The organism is Pseudarthrobacter phenanthrenivorans Sphe3 (assembly GCF_000189535.1).
Taxonomy (GTDB): Bacteria; Actinomycetota; Actinomycetes; order Actinomycetales; family Micrococcaceae; genus Arthrobacter; species Arthrobacter phenanthrenivorans.
In genome coordinates this window covers 557,192-570,849 of the sequence record NC_015145.1, presented here as the reverse complement: position 1 = coordinate 570,849, position 13,658 = coordinate 557,192, and the positions used below count along the sequence as shown (strand labels likewise).

Genomic DNA, 13,658 nt, shown 5'->3' with positions numbered 1-13,658 from the left:
TAAAGCTGCCGGCCCGGTATGACAGCTGCACCTGCCACCGGAAAGTGAAAGAGCCGGCCTGGAACGTGATGGGGGACAAGTTCCAGACCGGCGCTACATAGGGGTAATCGCTGCAGGTACGCCAGGGGTTACGCGGACGGGCAAAAAGTTTGAAAACTTTTTTCGACCGGCATCAGCGGGCAGCAGCTGTGGCCCATCGGGGCCGGATTCCGTGCCGCCGGGGCCCCTTGGCAAGGACGAAGGTGGTCCGCCTGCCGGCTGCTCCCCGCAGTCCCTCCGGGCTTCGGACGCGACCAGTGCCGGGGCGGATGCAGGCTCCGGGACCTGCCGGATGACAGTTTCGGCCGGGCAAAGATCTGTAACCAGTCCGGTGCCCGCGCATTCGCGGACGGCAGCGATGCCGGCGGCGAGCGAAGCCTTGTCCGGGTACGGGCCGGAAACAGCCACCTCGGTGCCATCAGGGCCAAGAAGCCGGAACCGGAAATAGGAATCAGAGTCAACAAATGCCTCAAACTGTCCGGCCATGGCAATCCTTCCTCGGGTCACTGGGTGTACCAACGAGTCTCGCCGCCGTTCCTGCAGCCCCACAAGACCGCCCGCGTTAACCCTGTGTAAATTGCCGTCGGCGCTGCTGCCCGCACCTAATTACGACGGCGGCGGGCCACCTTTGGAAGGTCGCCCGCCGCAGTCGTTGCTGCCAGGAAGTCAGTCGTTGATGAGGTCGTTCACCACGATGGTCTGGTCCCGGTCGGGGCCCACGCCAATGGCGGAGAAGCGCGTCCCGGACAGCTTTTCAAGGGCCAGGACGTAGTTGCGCGCATTTTCCGGCAGGTCAGCGAGGGTGCGGGCGCCTGTGATGTCCTCGGTCCAGCCCTCGAAGTACTCGAAGATGGGCTTGGCGTGGTGGAACTCGGTCTGCGTCATGGGCATTTCGTCGTGCCGCACACCGTCAACGTCGTAGGCCACGCAGACGGGAATCTGCTCGATGCCGGTGAGCACGTCCAGCTTGGTGACGAAGTAGTCCGTGAAGCCGTTCACGCGGGAGGCGTGGCGGGCCAGGACGGCGTCGTACCAGCCGCAGCGGCGCGGGCGTCCCGTGTTGACGCCGAATTCGCCGCCGGTCTTCTGCAGGTACACGCCCATCTCGTCAAAGAGTTCGGTGGGGAACGGCCCGGCACCAACGCGGGTGGTGTAGGCCTTGATGATGCCGATGGAGCGGGAGATCCGGGTGGGCCCGATGCCGGAGCCAACCGAAGCGCCGCCGGCAGTGGGGTTGGAGGAGGTCACGAAGGGGTAGGTGCCGTGGTCCACGTCCAGGAACGTGGCCTGGCCGCCTTCCATCAGGACGACTTTGCCCTCGTCAAGGGCCGAGTTCAGGACCAGCGTGCTGTCGATGACCAGGGGGCGGAGCCGCTCCGCGAAGGAGAGGAAGTACTCCACAATCTCCTCGACCAGGACGCTGCGGCGGTTGTACACCTTGACCAGCAGTTCGTTCTTCTGGCGCAGCGACCCTTCCACCTTCTGGCGGAGGATGGATTCGTCGAAGACGTCCTGCACGCGGATGCCCAGGCGGGCCACCTTGTCCATGTACGCGGGGCCAATGCCGCGGCCGGTGGTGCCGATGGCGCGGCTGCCGAGGAAACGTTCGGTGACCTTGTCCAGCACCTGGTGGTACGGGGCCACCAGGTGTGCGTTGGCGGAGACGCGGAGTTTTGAGGTGTCGGCGCCGCGGGCCTGCAGTCCGTCGATTTCCTGGAAGAGGGCCTCGAGGTTCACCACGCAGCCGTTGCCAATGATGGGGACTGCGTTGGGGCTGAGAATGCCTGCCGGCAGCAGCTTGAGTTCGTACTTTTCACCGCCTACGACGACGGTGTGCCCGGCGTTGTTGCCGCCGTTCGGCTTGACGACGTAGTCAACACGGCCGCCCAGCAGGTCGGTGGCCTTGCCCTTACCTTCGTCGCCCCACTGGGCTCCTACGATCACAATTGCTGGCATGGGATCCTCCCCCATTCGTTCGGGCTGCCCGGTCCGGCCACGGTGTGGCGGTCCTGCGCAGCGCCGTTCATGAGAATGCCCCGAACGTACCGGCCTTCGCTGGTCCGCGGACGGCGCAGCGACGCAAGAGTTCCGGGGCTCTTACCACCCAAGTTTAGCCGATGGGCGGCTTCGCCCACCTGAACGCCGCCGCGGTCCTTCCCTGCGGGTAAAGAACTCCTGCAGGGAAGGACCGCGGCGGACTTATCAGCGCGTGCTGCTACTCGTCGTCGGCTTCCTCGCCCGGGCGGGAGGTCTGGGTGGCGAGGCTGTCCCAGAAGGAAGTGTCGGCGTCGGCAATGGATCCGTCAGCAATGGCCGCTGCCGTGGCGGTCAGCGTGGTGACCGTCTGCTTGATCAGGTACCCGTTGCTCCGAAGGCCAAGGGCGTAGCCGTCCAGGTAGTGGTCCGACATGCCGCGCATTTCAAACAGCAGGGTTGAGATGCCGTACTCCACGGCGATGCCGTTGCGGCTGATGGTTTCAGCGCTGCCGCCCACGTACTTGCCCAGGTGGCCCCAGCCGGTGGAGTCGACGTTCTCGAACACCACGGCGCCCAACTGCTTGGACTTCTCCACGACGGCGGGATCAGCGTTGGGCGTGGTGGGGTACAGGATGGAGCCGGAGACGAGTTCCCCGTCCCGCTGGCTGCGCGTGCCCTGGTGGTGCAGGTCGATCATGTAGTCGATGTTGTACTTGCGCATCACGTTGTCGTGCAGGGCCTGGGTTTCGGGCTGGATCTTGGCCACGTGGTCGCGGTTGAGGTCCACTTCATTCGCGTTGTAGCGGGTCATGTTGCGGTCGCCCTTGGCGATGTAGTCCTCCAGGGAGAAGTTCACGTCCCCCATGGCGCCGTCCGCGTTGAGCATGGGCACGATGAGGATGTTCACGCCGTCGAGGATATCCGCTGACTTTCCGGTGCCGAGGTGCTTGACGAATTCCAGGGCGCCTTCCGTGGTGAGCTGCTCGTTGCCGTGCTGCTGCGTCAGGTACAGGATGGTGGGCTTGGCAGGGTCCGAGATGTACTTGACCAGGTGGATGTCCCGGCCTTTCACGGTCTGGCCGATGACCTCGAGCTCCATGGCGGACTGGCGTGCGTCCTGGTCCTTGAGGAACGAGACCATCTGGTCATAGGTGGCAAGCTTCGATGTGGTGATCTGGCCGTTGCCGTCGTAGTTGGGGCCTTCGCCGACGGCCATCGCGGGTGCCGGCGCGGCCACGACTGCCAGGGCCAGGGCTCCGGTTACGGCCAGGGTCCTGAAGGTTGCCAGGGTTTTTCTCACGGTGCGTTACCTCTTTCGAGTGCATATAGGCAGGACCAGCCCGCCATGTCCCCCATTGCGGGCTGTGACAAAAGCCAACCAACCTCAACAGAGACTGTCAACGAACATGACCGAAACCCGCAGTCAGTTATTACGTTTCGGAAAGTAAGGATTCGGAGCCTGCACGGCCATCGTTTGGTGGTCCGGGACAGAGATTGGATGCAAGGCACCGGCGTTTCGTTTCCCGGGGCTTGCTAAACTGGGCAAGGCCGACCAGGAATCGGCCCACCCCAACTAACCGCCGTTGATGAGCTGTGCCGTCGTGCGCCCATTTTCAGCGGCGGTCGCACCATCAATCCCCGCAGGAGAACCAGCCCTACATGACAGCCCTGGCACCCGAATCTTTCCATGAGCAACTCCTGAGCCGCCGCTACGAACCCAACGTTGCCGCCGTCAATGAACTGTGCGATTCCCTGCAGGATGCAAAGCCCGGCACTGTGGTGCCGTACGTGGACCCCATGCACGACGTGGAGGAATGCCGCATCATCAGCCTCTACTCCAACATTGGCGAGGCGGACAAGTCAGGTTTCATCACCCCCGGCGACCACGACGCCGCCACCCGCATGCTCGGTATCCAGTGGAAGCTGGGCCTGCGCCCGGAGTTCGTCATGCCGTGGAACGTCCACCCGTGGCACGTGCCCGGCGAGGCCAACGGCAAGTTCACCCCGGACCAGATCCAGTCCGGCCTCAAGCCGCTGCTCAAGTTCCTGGCGCTGGTCCCGAGGGCCTCGGTGATCGTGGCCCACGGGACCGAAGCCAACCGGCTGGCCAACCTGCTGCTCAAGACCGAAGTCCCGCTGCTCTGGCGGCGCGGCCTGAAGACCTACAAAGTGCGTTCCCTGAGCGGCCGCGCCTTCGCCGGCTCCCCCGCCCGCCAGGAGGAATACCTTGAGGCCATGCGCGTGGCCTACGCCGACGCGATGGCCCGCACGGGGCTGCAGAAAGCCAGCTGACTCCCGACTTCCAGGCATTACGACGACGGCCGGCCACCTTTTCGAAAAAGGTGCCGGCCGTCGTCGTTCCCCACCCGCTCCCTAGGAGCCCTCGATGGCTGCCTTCGCGGTGGGGTCGGAGTCGTTCAGGAACTTCTCGATCCGCTCCGGCTCCTCCGCCTCGCCGATCGCGGCTGACGCCCGGCCAAGCGAGTACAGGGCGCGCAGGAAGCCACGATTGGGCTCGTGCTCCCAAGGGATGGGGCCCACCCCGCGCCAGCCGTTGCGGCGCAACGAGTCCAGCCCGCGGTGGTAGCCCACGCGCGAGTAGGCGTAGGAATCGATCGTGCGCCCTTCAGCCCATGCCTCTTCAGCCAGGACGGCCCACAACAGCGAGGACGTGGGGTGCTTGGCCACGAGGTCCAGGGCCTCCTGCCCCGCGTCGAGCTGCTGGTAGACCTCGGTCTCGGCAGGCAGGAGCGTGGGCTCGGGGCCCATCAGGTTCCTGCGGAACTCGTCTGACATTCCTAGAAGGTCTTCCCGGCCGAACCGAGCTGCTTGGTGGCCTCCACCACGCGGGCTGCCAGGCCGGCTTCAGCCGAGGCACCCCAGACGCGGGGATCGTAGGTCTTCTTGTTGCCCACTTCGCCGTCCACCTTCAGGACACCGTCGTAGTTCTTGAACATGTGGTCGGCCACCGGCCGAGTGTAGGCGTACTGGGTGTCGGTGTCGATGTTCATCTTGATGGTTCCGTAGGACACGGCATCGGCGATTTCCTGGTCGGAGGAGCCGGAGCCGCCGTGGAACACGAGGTCGAAGGGGTTGTCCTTGCCGATCTTGGCGCCAACCTGGGCCTGGATGTCCTTGAGGATCTCCGGGCGCAGCTTCACGCCGCCGGGCTTGTAGACGCCGTGGACGTTGCCGAAAGTCAGCGCCGTGATGTAGCGGCCGTTCTCGCCGGCGCCCAGTGCCTCGATGGTGGCGAGGGCGTCCTCAACCGTGGTGTACAGCTTTTCGTTGATCTCGTTCTCAACGCCGTCTTCTTCGCCGCCCACGGTGCCGATTTCGACCTCGAGGATCATCTTGGCGGCAGCGGTGCGCTCCAGCAGCTCACGGGCAATGCGGAGGTTTTCCTGCAGGGTTTCGGCGGAGCCGTCCCACATGTGGGAGTTGAAAAGCGGGTTGCGGCCTGCCTTGACCTCAGCTTCGGAAGCAGCCAGCAGGGGCAGGACGAAACCGTCCAGCTTGTCCTTGGGGCAGTGGTCCGTGTGCAGGGCGATGTTGACGTTGTAGTTCTTCGCTACCTCGCGGGCGAACGCCGCGAAGCCCAGCGAACCGGCAACCATGTCCTTCGTGGAGGCGCCGGACCAGTAGGCCGCACCGCCGGTGGAGACCTGGACGATGCCGTCCGACTCAGCTTCCGCGAAGCCGCGCAGTGCGGCGTTCAGCGTCTGCGAGGACGTCACGTTCACGGCCGGGAATGCGAAGCCGCCCGCCTTTGCGCGGTCGATCATCTCGGAGTAGATCTCTGGGGTTGCAATGGGCATGCTGACTCCTATGCTGAGGTTCGTCTATGGGCTGGTAACCCTTGGAGTACCGCTTACGGCTAGCACCATCCTAGCCATTTCCGCCGGCGGAGTGCTGTGGGTTACGCCCCGCCGCTTGCTCATCCCGCGGGGCGGACATGCTGGTTGAAAACGTGCCGGCGGATCCAGGCGTGCATGGCGATGGCCGCTGCAGATGCGGCGTTGATGGACCTGGTGGAGCCGAACTGCTCGATGGACAAGGTGGCGGCGGCGGCGGCGTGCACTTCGGGGGTCAGGCCGGGGCCTTCCTGGCCGAACACCAGCACGCAGTCCCTGGGCAGCTCGTAGGTTTCCAGCGGCACCGAGTCCGGGAAGATGTCGATGCCGATGATCGCCAGCCCCTCCCCCTGCGCCCAGGCCACGAAGTCCTCCACGGTGGGGTGGTGGCGGACGTGCTGGTAGCGGTCGGTGACCATGGCACCCCGCCGGTTCCACCGTCGCCGTCCGATGATGTGCACTTCCTTGGCGAGGAACGCGTTGGCGGTGCGCACCACCGTGCCGATGTTCAGGTCGTGCTGCCAGTTTTCGATGGCGACGTGGAAATTGTGCCGGCGGGAGTCCAGCTCCGCCACAATCGCCTCGTGCTTCCAGTAGCGGTACTTGTCCAGCACGTTGCGGCGGTCGCCGTCGGCCAGGAGGTCGGGGTCCCAGTGGTCCCCTTCGGGCAGCTCGCCCTCCCAGGGCCCGACGCCGACCTCCGCCTTTTCGTGCACAGCCTCCTCGGGCTGGGGCTGCTGCGGGTCGGATGCCGTTCCGGGCGTTTGGTTCACCCCTCAACACTAGACTGGACCACTGGAGCATTCATCACCGGTGGAGGTAGACGTGGCAGAAGCAGACCAGGTAACAGGAAACCCGGCGGTTTACCGCAGCGGCCAGGAGATCGAATGCTGGCTGACGGACATGGACGGCGTGCTGGTCCATGAGAACCAGCCCATTCCCGGTGCAGCAGAACTGATCCAGCGCTGGGTGGACACCTCCAAGCGCTTCCTGGTGCTGACCAACAACTCCATCTTCACCCCAAGGGACCTTGCCGCCCGCCTGCGTTCCTCCGGACTGGAGGTCCCCGAGGAAAACATCTGGACTTCGGCCCTGGCCACCGCGCAGTTCCTCAAGGACCAGGTGCGCTCCGAGTCCGGAAACCGCGCCTACACCATCGGCGAGGCTGGACTGACGACGGCGCTGCACGAGGCAGGCTTCATCCTCACCGACCAGAATCCGGACTTCGTTGTGCTTGGCGAGACGCGCACGTATTCCTTCGAGGCAATCACCACGGCTATCCGGCTGATCCTGGCCGGGGCCCGCTTCATTGCCACCAACCCCGATGCCACAGGCCCGTCAAAGGACGGCCCCATGCCTGCCACCGGGGCCATAGCGGCCCTGATCACCAAGGCAACGGGCCGGGAACCGTACATCGTGGGCAAGCCAAACCCCATGATGTTCCGTTCCGCGATGAACCAGATCGACGCCCACTCCGAGACGACGGCCATGATCGGGGACCGGATGGACACGGACATCATTGCGGGCATGGAAGCAGGCCTGCATACGGTCCTGGTCCTCAGCGGCATTACGCACAAGGACGACATCGCCGCCTACCCGTTCCGGCCCAACCAGGTCCTGAACTCGGTGGCGGACCTGAAGAACCAGATCTAGGAGCCTAGAACACCGAGACCCGGGACCCGCCGCGCGGCAGCGGGAAGTGCTCGTCCAGCAGTTCCTGCAGGATGGGCCGGTAGACACCGGGGTTCCAGCCGGGGCTGGCGTGTGCCGGGCGGGCGCCCTCGGTGTGGAGGCTGCTGGACACCATGTTCGCCTTGAACGCTACGGCCCAGGCTTCAACGGCCGTCTGGTAGCGGACGGTCCGGTCCCGGGGATTGCCAAGGTAGGCCATTTTGGCGTTGCCCAGCTTGCCTGCGAACCGGCTGCCGTCAAAGTGGTAGATATACGCTGACTCGGACTGGATCAGCAGGCTGGACGGGGCAATCGGCGACAGCTGTTCGAGGGTCTGGTCAAGGATCTGCCGCCAGCTGCGCTCGTCCTTGTGGATCACCCGCTCCCCCAGTTCGTAACCTCCCCGGAGAGTGGAGGGGAACCGGAAGCCGCGCTCGTAGAGGAACACGACGCCGTCGAACCAGCTCTGGTCCAGGACGTCGTGCTTGCTGTAGGGGCTGGAGTCCAGCACGATGAATTCCACCTCCACGCCATGGATCTCCAGCAGTCGGGCGGCCACCTGGGTTGCCACCATCCCGCCGAAGCTGTGGCCGTAGAAGAACAGCTTGGTCAGCTTTTGCGCGCGGACATACTCGATGACGGCGATCACGATGCCGTCAATGTCCAGCCCCTGGTTGGAGTAGCCGACGGCGGCCAGCCTCGCTCGTTTGTTCAGCGCCCCTCGGAGGGAGTTGAGGATCCACTGGGCTTCCTCCCAGCTGGTCTTGTAGCCGGGAAACAGGAACCAGCTCGCGTCGGGGTAGTACACATCGGCGAAGTCGTCAGGAACCGGAAGGATCTGGTCCGACATCCGCTGGGACTGCACGTGGCGGGTCAGCAGCATGTCCGCAGCCAGCAGTCCGGAGGCACCTGCTCCGGTCAGGAATGTCCGCCGGGAGAACTGTTTCAGGGCAGCAGCTTCCCCCAGCAGCCGGGCCCCCGACACCCCGCGCCGGTCCTGCGGACTTACCTCCCCCTCATACGGCACACCCCTACCGTACGCACACGGCAAGATACCGCCGCAAGCAGCGTGGTGTAACCATTGGGTGACACCACGTCAATGATGGCGGCAGCTGTGGTTCAGCTGGCGGCCTGGCCTTCGGCGGCGGGAAGCGGGACGCCGGATTCCTGGCTGCGCCGCAGAATCTCACGGCCAATGTCGTCGTACCGGCCCAGCAGGTCCGAGCCAGCGAAGGCTTTGGGGTTGTCCAGCAGCGCGAAAATCGAATCGCTCGCGGTCAGCAGCTCCGCATCGGTGTATTCCGCCAAGGGCCGGCCGCACAGCTCTTCCAGCCGGCGGGCAGACGACAAGGGGAACCCGTCCGGGAAGTCCTGTCCGTCGTCGGACATGTCAGCGAGGCCGTCAATGATTGCCAACGGCTGTTCATTCGTCTCTGCAGCGGCCCAGCCCTCAGCGCCCAGGGAGAGCACCAGTGACACACGGCTGCCATAGAGCCCGGGCAAGGTACCGGTATCAATGGCGTTCAGGTCACTTCGAAGGCCCGCCAGGGCGGAAGACTCCACCAGCTCGGAACGGGACAGGTCAACGCGGATGTGCGAGCGGATGCCCATCCGCCGGATGCGGCGAATGATGTGGACGAGTTCGGGGCGGGAAACGTGGTTAAGGCTTCCCCTGATATCAATCCGGACGATGTCAGCAGGGACATCAAGGTTCACGAGTGCATTTAATGCGCGGTCCATAGGTACTCCAAAAGAGGGTGTCTATGGCCGACGGCTCAACCTCGGTAAGCGTAACTCCCCCTCGCAGCCCGGCACAACCCGCCAGTAACAACGAAGGAAGCTTACTATGCGCTCTGGTCGGCCTGCCGCTGTCCGGGTTCCTGGAAGTGGGTGCGGGTGCCCAGGCCGCCTACCGAATCCACGAGGGACTTTGCAATATCCCTTAGCTTGGTATTGGTATTGCTGGAGGCCTCGGTGAGGATAGCCACTGCAGCCTCCTGGCTGCACCGGTTCTGCGCCATGACGATGCCGATGGCGATGTCGATGATCGTGCGGGACTCCAGCGTTGCGCGCAGGTTCGTGGCACTGTCCGAGTGGAGCGAGAACCTGACGGCCAGCCGCAGTGCCTGCGAAATCTCCCGGGTGAACTCGCGGGCCCTTGCCGTGGCACGCTCGTCGAATTTGTGGGGAGCGTCGGAGTAAAGGTTCAGCGCCGCCTTCGCGTCCCCCTGCAGGTGGAAGGGCAGGGACAGAACGGACCGCAGCCCGTGCGAAGCTACCGCGGACGCGTAGTCCGGGCCCCACCGGTTTTCCTCGACCAGGTCCGGTACGTGCACCTCGCGTTCCTCCTGGGCGGCAGTGAGGCAGGGCCCTTGGGAGAGCGAGTACTGGATCTGGTCCACTTCCCGTGCGGAGTCGCTGCTCCAGCCAATGGTGGCGGCCTTCCGGTCGCGAAGCAGCGTGATCCCGCAGAGGGCGTCGTCACCGTCGCCGGCCATCTGGTGGGCGGAGAACCGGGCCAGTTCGTTAAGGAAGTCCTCGAAGTCGGCACTTTCCAGGATGAGGTTCTGGACCTGGTCGGTGGGAGTCAAGGGCTTTTCAGGGGGAGCATGCTGCACGTTCTCCGTACGGGAAAATGGGGTTATCGCAAATGATAGTTCAGCCCCACGCCCGGGGTCCAATGCCGCAGGCCGGCACCGCAGCCGTTTCAACCGACAACGGCTGCGGTGCAGGACCCGGAAGAAGGGCCCGGCGCACCCAAGCGGGCGCTAGGAAAGGCCCAGCTCATCCTTGCCGAAGGCAAACAGGTACGGCACACCGGTCTCGGCTTCGATCTTTTCCTTGGCACCGGTGTCCCGGTCCACGATGACGGCCACGGCCACTACGTTGCCCCCGGCCTTGCGGACGCCCTCCACTGCGGTCAATGCGGAACCGCCGGTAGTGGACGTATCCTCCAGGACCAGCACCTTGCGGCCCTCCACGGACGGCCCTTCCACCTGGCGGCCCATGCCGTAGGACTTCTGCGCCTTCCGGACCACAAACGCGTCCACCGCCCGGCCGGCATCCGCGGCCGCGTGCATCACGGCGGTACCCACCGGGTCAGCACCCATGGTCAGGCCACCCGCGCACTCAAAGTCAATCCCGGCGTCGTCCGCCAGCGCCAGCATGACCTGTCCCACCAGCTTGGAAGCCTCGTGGTGGAGGGTGATGCGGCGGAGGTCGATGTAGTAGTCAGCCTCAGCTCCGCTGGAGAGGATCACCTTGCCGCGGACCACGGCGAGTTCCTTGATCAGTTCCAGCAGTCGGGCACGGGCGGCTGCAGTATCCACTGCAGTGTCACTGGGCGAAGTCATGGACTCCAGTTTAGTGGCGGCGGGCCGGTGTGGATGCTTGAGCCTTGTTGACACCGCTGGCTAGGCTGATCACCATGCGCGAACTCCAGGCAAGCATCATCAAGGAAATGGGCGTACAGCCCCGGATCGATCCCGCCGGGGAGGTGCGCAAGCGCGTCACGTTCCTGAAGGACTACCTCAAGGCGACGCATACCAAGGGCTTCGTCCTGGGAATCTCCGGAGGCCTTGATTCGTCGCTCGCCGGAAAGCTGGCCCAGCTTGCGGTCGAAGAGCTGGAAGCGGAGGGCGTGGAGGCCAACTTCGTGGCCGTGCGGCTGCCCTATGGCGTCCAGCACGACGAAGAGGACGCGCAGGCCGCCCTGGACTTCATCAAGCCCAAGACGGAATGGACCTTCAACATCTCCGCCGCTGTGGACGGCTTCGAGGATGAGTTCGAGAAGACGGTGGGCAGCGAAATCTCCGACTTCCACAAGGGCAACACCAAGGCCCGCACCCGCATGATTGCCCAGTATGCCCTGGCGGGCGAGCACAACTACCTGGTAATCGGCACGGACCACGGCGCCGAGTCCGTCACGGGGTTCTTCACCAAATACGGCGACGGCGGCGCGGACATCCTGCCGCTGTTCGGGCTGAACAAGCGGCAGAACCGTGCCCTGCTTGCCGAACTGGGCGCGCCCGCCCGCGTCTGGGAAAAGGTGCCCACGGCGGACCTGCTCGATGACAAGCCCGGGCGGACCGATGAGGACGAGCTGGGCCTGAGCTATGACCAGATCGACGACTACCTTGAGGGCCGGGACGTCCCGGAATCCGTGGCCAACCTGATCGAAGAGAAGTACCTGCGCACCCGGCACAAGCGCACGGTCCCGGTCACCATCTTCGATACCTGGTGGAAGCACCAGGGCCCCGAAGAGCCGCGCGCGGGGCTGTAGGAATCCGGCTTAGGCGCCGCTGGAATTTCCCGCTTTCAGGAAGCACGACGGCGCGCCGCACCGAAAGGGGCGGCGCGCCGTCGTCGTTCCCTGGCAAAGGTGGGCGGACTCAGCGGGACCGGTCGCCTTTCGCCGCGCCGCCGAGTTGCTGGGTGATCCGGTGGGCTTCGGCCATCAGCAGGCTGCCGAGTTCCTCCTGCCTTTCCGGCTTGAAGCGCGGCTCGATTCCCGTGAGTGAAAGGGCCCAGGCGGGACGGCCGGACGGGTCGAACACCGCGGCGCCCATGCCCCAGCTGCCCTCGAGGACCAGTCCCGGATTGACGGAGTAGCCGGCCTGGCGCGTCCGGGCCAGGTTTGCACGCACCAGCTCCTCCGGATGGCCCGCCGCGAAGGCTCCGGCATGCTCCCGCCAACTGCCCAACAGCTCTTCCTGCTCGGACTCCGGCAGGAAGGCCATGATCGCGGTCCCGGCTGAGGCCACTCCGAGCGGGAACCGGACGCCCTCATGGAGCACGAAGGAACGGACGGGGAAGCTCCCCTCCTCCCGGAGCAGGCACACCGTTTCCGAACCGCGGCGGATGGAGAAGAAGGCGCTCTCACCGGTGGCCTCGGCAAGCCGGTGGAGGCTGGGCCGGGCTATCTCTTCAAGCGGAAACCTGGCAGACGCCACCGAGCCCATCAACAGGATTTCCGGCCCCAACACCCAGTTCCCGCTGCCGGCATCGTGGTCCAGCAGGCCTTCCGACGCGAGGGATGAAAGCAGCCGGTGGACTGTGGGCCGGGTGAGTCCGGATTCGCGGACCAGGCCAGCCAGCGACATGCCGTCCGCACTGCGCCCCACCAGCCGTAACAATCCGGCGATGCGGCTGACCACTTGGGCGCCCTGCACAGGAGAACCGCTCACTTTTCCTCCATCTTGTCCATAATATGGATAGCTTCCAGTGTACCGTCCACAGTGTAGAAAACGGGAATTTTCCGCTTGAGGTGCGCCTTGACAGTCCATACCGCTGCCTTCTAGTGTCCACTGTCAGACCAACTGTCCACAAAGTGGATAGCTACGAACTCAATGAGGAGACGCCCGTGTCAAAGCTCCAGCCCACTCCCGCCGCGGCCCTCGCCGGCACCCTCCAGGACGGCATGACCCTCGCCGTTGGAGGCTTCGGCCTCAGCGGCATCCCCGCAGACCTGATCGACGCCGTCCGCGACTCCGGTGTCAGGGACCTGACCGTGGTCTCGAACAATATGGGGGTGGACGGCAAAGGGCTGGGCATCCTGATCGAAGCCGGCCAGGTCCGCAAAGTCATTGCCAGCTACGTAGGCGAGAACAAGCTCTTCGCCGAGCAGTACCTTGCCGGCCGCCTGGAGGTGGAGTTCACGCCGCAGGGCACGCTGGCCGAGCGACTGCGGGCAGGCGGCGCGGGCATCCCCGCCTTCTACACCAAGACCGGCGTAGGCACCCTGGTGGCCGAAGGCAAGCCGCATGAGGAGTTCGACGGCGAAACGTACGTCCAGGAGCGCGCCATCCGGGCCGACGTCGCGCTTGTCCATGCCCACACCGCCGACACGGACGGAAACCTGATCTACCGCTACACCGCACGGAACTTCAATCCGGTGGTCGCGACCGCCGGGATCCTGACCCTCGCTGAGGCCGAGGTGATCGTGGAGCCGGGCGCGCTGGATCCGAACCACATTGTCACGCCCGGCGTCTTCGTCCAGCGCTTGGTCCAGGCCAGCAGCAGGGCCAAGGACATCGAACAGCGCACCGTCCGGCCGCGCACTGCTGCGGTACCGTCCGAACCGCTGGCCGTCTGACCACGCATCACTTATCGAAAAGG

At 65.0% G+C, this 13,658-nt stretch carries 15 protein-coding genes; 4 read left to right on the top strand and 11 right to left on the bottom strand.

What is annotated here, in order from left to right; genetic code table 11:
• Window positions 1-93: 93 nt before the first annotated feature.
• The 3 genes from ASPHE3_RS22540 to ASPHE3_RS02750 form a co-directional block, all read right to left on the bottom strand.
• Window positions 94-525: a YegP family protein gene (locus ASPHE3_RS22540; protein WP_013599709.1), complete on the bottom strand. Its 432-nt coding sequence runs from the start codon at window positions 523-525 to the stop codon at window positions 94-96.
• A gap of 180 nt (window positions 526-705) precedes the next feature.
• Complete coding sequence (locus ASPHE3_RS02755) at window positions 706-1,995, bottom strand: adenylosuccinate synthase (protein ID WP_013599708.1); 1,290 nt, start codon at window positions 1,993-1,995, stop codon at window positions 706-708.
• Between the two features lie 259 nt (window positions 1,996-2,254).
• Entirely contained in the window at window positions 2,255-3,316 is a 1,062-nt protein-coding gene (locus ASPHE3_RS02750) for a M14 family zinc carboxypeptidase (RefSeq protein WP_013599707.1), read from the bottom strand.
• A gap of 359 nt (window positions 3,317-3,675) precedes the next feature.
• On the opposite strand from ASPHE3_RS02750, the gene ASPHE3_RS02745 reads away from it, so the two are divergent.
• A complete protein-coding gene (locus ASPHE3_RS02745) occupies window positions 3,676-4,308 on the top strand; it encodes a uracil-DNA glycosylase family protein (RefSeq protein ID WP_013599706.1) in 633 nt (210 codons plus the stop codon).
• 81 nt (window positions 4,309-4,389) lie between these two features.
• Here the strand turns inward: ASPHE3_RS02745 and ASPHE3_RS02740 are convergent, their stop codons facing one another.
• The 3 genes from ASPHE3_RS02740 to ASPHE3_RS02730 form a co-directional block, all read right to left on the bottom strand.
• Window positions 4,390-4,812 carry a DUF3151 domain-containing protein gene (locus ASPHE3_RS02740; protein ID WP_013599705.1) on the bottom strand — a complete coding sequence of 141 codons (423 nt, stop codon included), beginning with the start codon at window positions 4,810-4,812 and terminating at the stop codon, window positions 4,390-4,392.
• A gap of 2 nt (window positions 4,813-4,814) precedes the next feature.
• Window positions 4,815-5,834, bottom strand: a complete 1,020-nt coding sequence (gene fbaA, locus ASPHE3_RS02735; protein ID WP_013599704.1) for a class II fructose-bisphosphate aldolase — start codon at window positions 5,832-5,834, stop codon at window positions 4,815-4,817.
• 119 nt (window positions 5,835-5,953) lie between these two features.
• Complete coding sequence (locus tag ASPHE3_RS02730) at window positions 5,954-6,586, bottom strand: TrmH family RNA methyltransferase (protein WP_013599703.1); 633 nt, start codon at window positions 6,584-6,586, stop codon at window positions 5,954-5,956.
• Between the two features lie 109 nt (window positions 6,587-6,695).
• On the opposite strand from ASPHE3_RS02730, the gene ASPHE3_RS02725 reads away from it, so the two are divergent.
• Entirely contained in the window at window positions 6,696-7,523 is an 828-nt protein-coding gene (locus ASPHE3_RS02725; protein WP_013599702.1) for an HAD-IIA family hydrolase, read from the top strand.
• 4 nt (window positions 7,524-7,527) lie between these two features.
• On the opposite strand, the gene ASPHE3_RS02720 is transcribed toward ASPHE3_RS02725, so the two are convergent.
• The 4 genes from ASPHE3_RS02720 to pyrE all read right to left on the bottom strand — a co-directional run bounded on the left by ASPHE3_RS02720 (window position 7,528) and on the right by pyrE (window position 10,894).
• The gene (locus tag ASPHE3_RS02720) at window positions 7,528-8,568 is read right to left on the bottom strand and encodes an alpha/beta fold hydrolase (protein ID WP_041651905.1); all 1,041 of its coding nucleotides are present in this window, start codon (window positions 8,566-8,568) and stop codon (window positions 7,528-7,530) included.
• A 92-nt stretch (window positions 8,569-8,660) separates the two neighbouring features.
• Window positions 8,661-9,257 (bottom strand): hypothetical protein, encoded by a 597-nt coding sequence (locus ASPHE3_RS02715; RefSeq protein ID WP_254362965.1) that lies wholly within the window; start codon window positions 9,255-9,257, stop codon window positions 8,661-8,663.
• A gap of 128 nt (window positions 9,258-9,385) precedes the next feature.
• Window positions 9,386-10,132 carry a GAF and ANTAR domain-containing protein gene (locus tag ASPHE3_RS02710; RefSeq protein WP_041651903.1) on the bottom strand — a complete coding sequence of 249 codons (747 nt, stop codon included), beginning with the start codon at window positions 10,130-10,132 and terminating at the stop codon, window positions 9,386-9,388.
• 177 nt (window positions 10,133-10,309) lie between these two features.
• Window positions 10,310-10,894, bottom strand: a complete 585-nt coding sequence (gene pyrE / locus ASPHE3_RS02705; protein WP_013599698.1) for an orotate phosphoribosyltransferase — start codon at window positions 10,892-10,894, stop codon at window positions 10,310-10,312.
• A 74-nt stretch (window positions 10,895-10,968) separates the two neighbouring features.
• Here pyrE and nadE point away from each other — a divergent pair, with 74 nt between their 5' ends.
• Window positions 10,969-11,823 carry an ammonia-dependent NAD(+) synthetase gene (gene nadE / locus ASPHE3_RS02700; RefSeq protein WP_013599697.1) on the top strand — a complete coding sequence of 285 codons (855 nt, stop codon included), beginning with the start codon at window positions 10,969-10,971 and terminating at the stop codon, window positions 11,821-11,823.
• Between the two features lie 109 nt (window positions 11,824-11,932).
• On the opposite strand, the gene ASPHE3_RS02695 is transcribed toward nadE, so the two are convergent.
• On the bottom strand, window positions 11,933-12,727 hold the full coding sequence (locus ASPHE3_RS02695) for an IclR family transcriptional regulator (protein WP_041651901.1): 795 nt from the start codon (window positions 12,725-12,727) through the stop codon (window positions 11,933-11,935).
• A gap of 176 nt (window positions 12,728-12,903) precedes the next feature.
• Here ASPHE3_RS02695 and ASPHE3_RS02690 point away from each other — a divergent pair, with 176 nt between their 5' ends.
• Entirely contained in the window at window positions 12,904-13,635 is a 732-nt protein-coding gene (locus ASPHE3_RS02690; RefSeq protein ID WP_013599695.1) for a CoA transferase subunit A, read from the top strand.
• The last annotated feature ends 23 nt before the right edge of the window (window positions 13,636-13,658 follow it).

Excerpts from the sequence above, each read along its gene's own strand:
- ASPHE3_RS02755 (WP_013599708.1), bottom strand. The coding sequence starts at position 1,995 with ATGCCAGCAATTGTGATCGTAGGAGCCCAGTGGGGCGACGAAGGTAAG.
- nadE (WP_013599697.1), top strand. The coding sequence starts at position 10,969 with ATGCGCGAACTCCAGGCAAGCATCATCAAGGAAATGGGCGTACAGCCC.
- pyrE (WP_013599698.1), bottom strand. The coding sequence starts at position 10,894 with ATGACTTCGCCCAGTGACACTGCAGTGGATACTGCAGCCGCCCGTGCC.
- ASPHE3_RS02745 (WP_013599706.1), top strand. The coding sequence starts at position 3,676 with ATGACAGCCCTGGCACCCGAATCTTTCCATGAGCAACTCCTGAGCCGC.
- ASPHE3_RS22540 (WP_013599709.1), bottom strand. The coding sequence starts at position 525 with ATGGCCGGACAGTTTGAGGCATTTGTTGACTCTGATTCCTATTTCCGG.
- ASPHE3_RS02740 (WP_013599705.1), bottom strand. The coding sequence starts at position 4,812 with ATGTCAGACGAGTTCCGCAGGAACCTGATGGGCCCCGAGCCCACGCTC.
- fbaA (WP_013599704.1), bottom strand. The coding sequence starts at position 5,834 with ATGCCCATTGCAACCCCAGAGATCTACTCCGAGATGATCGACCGCGCA.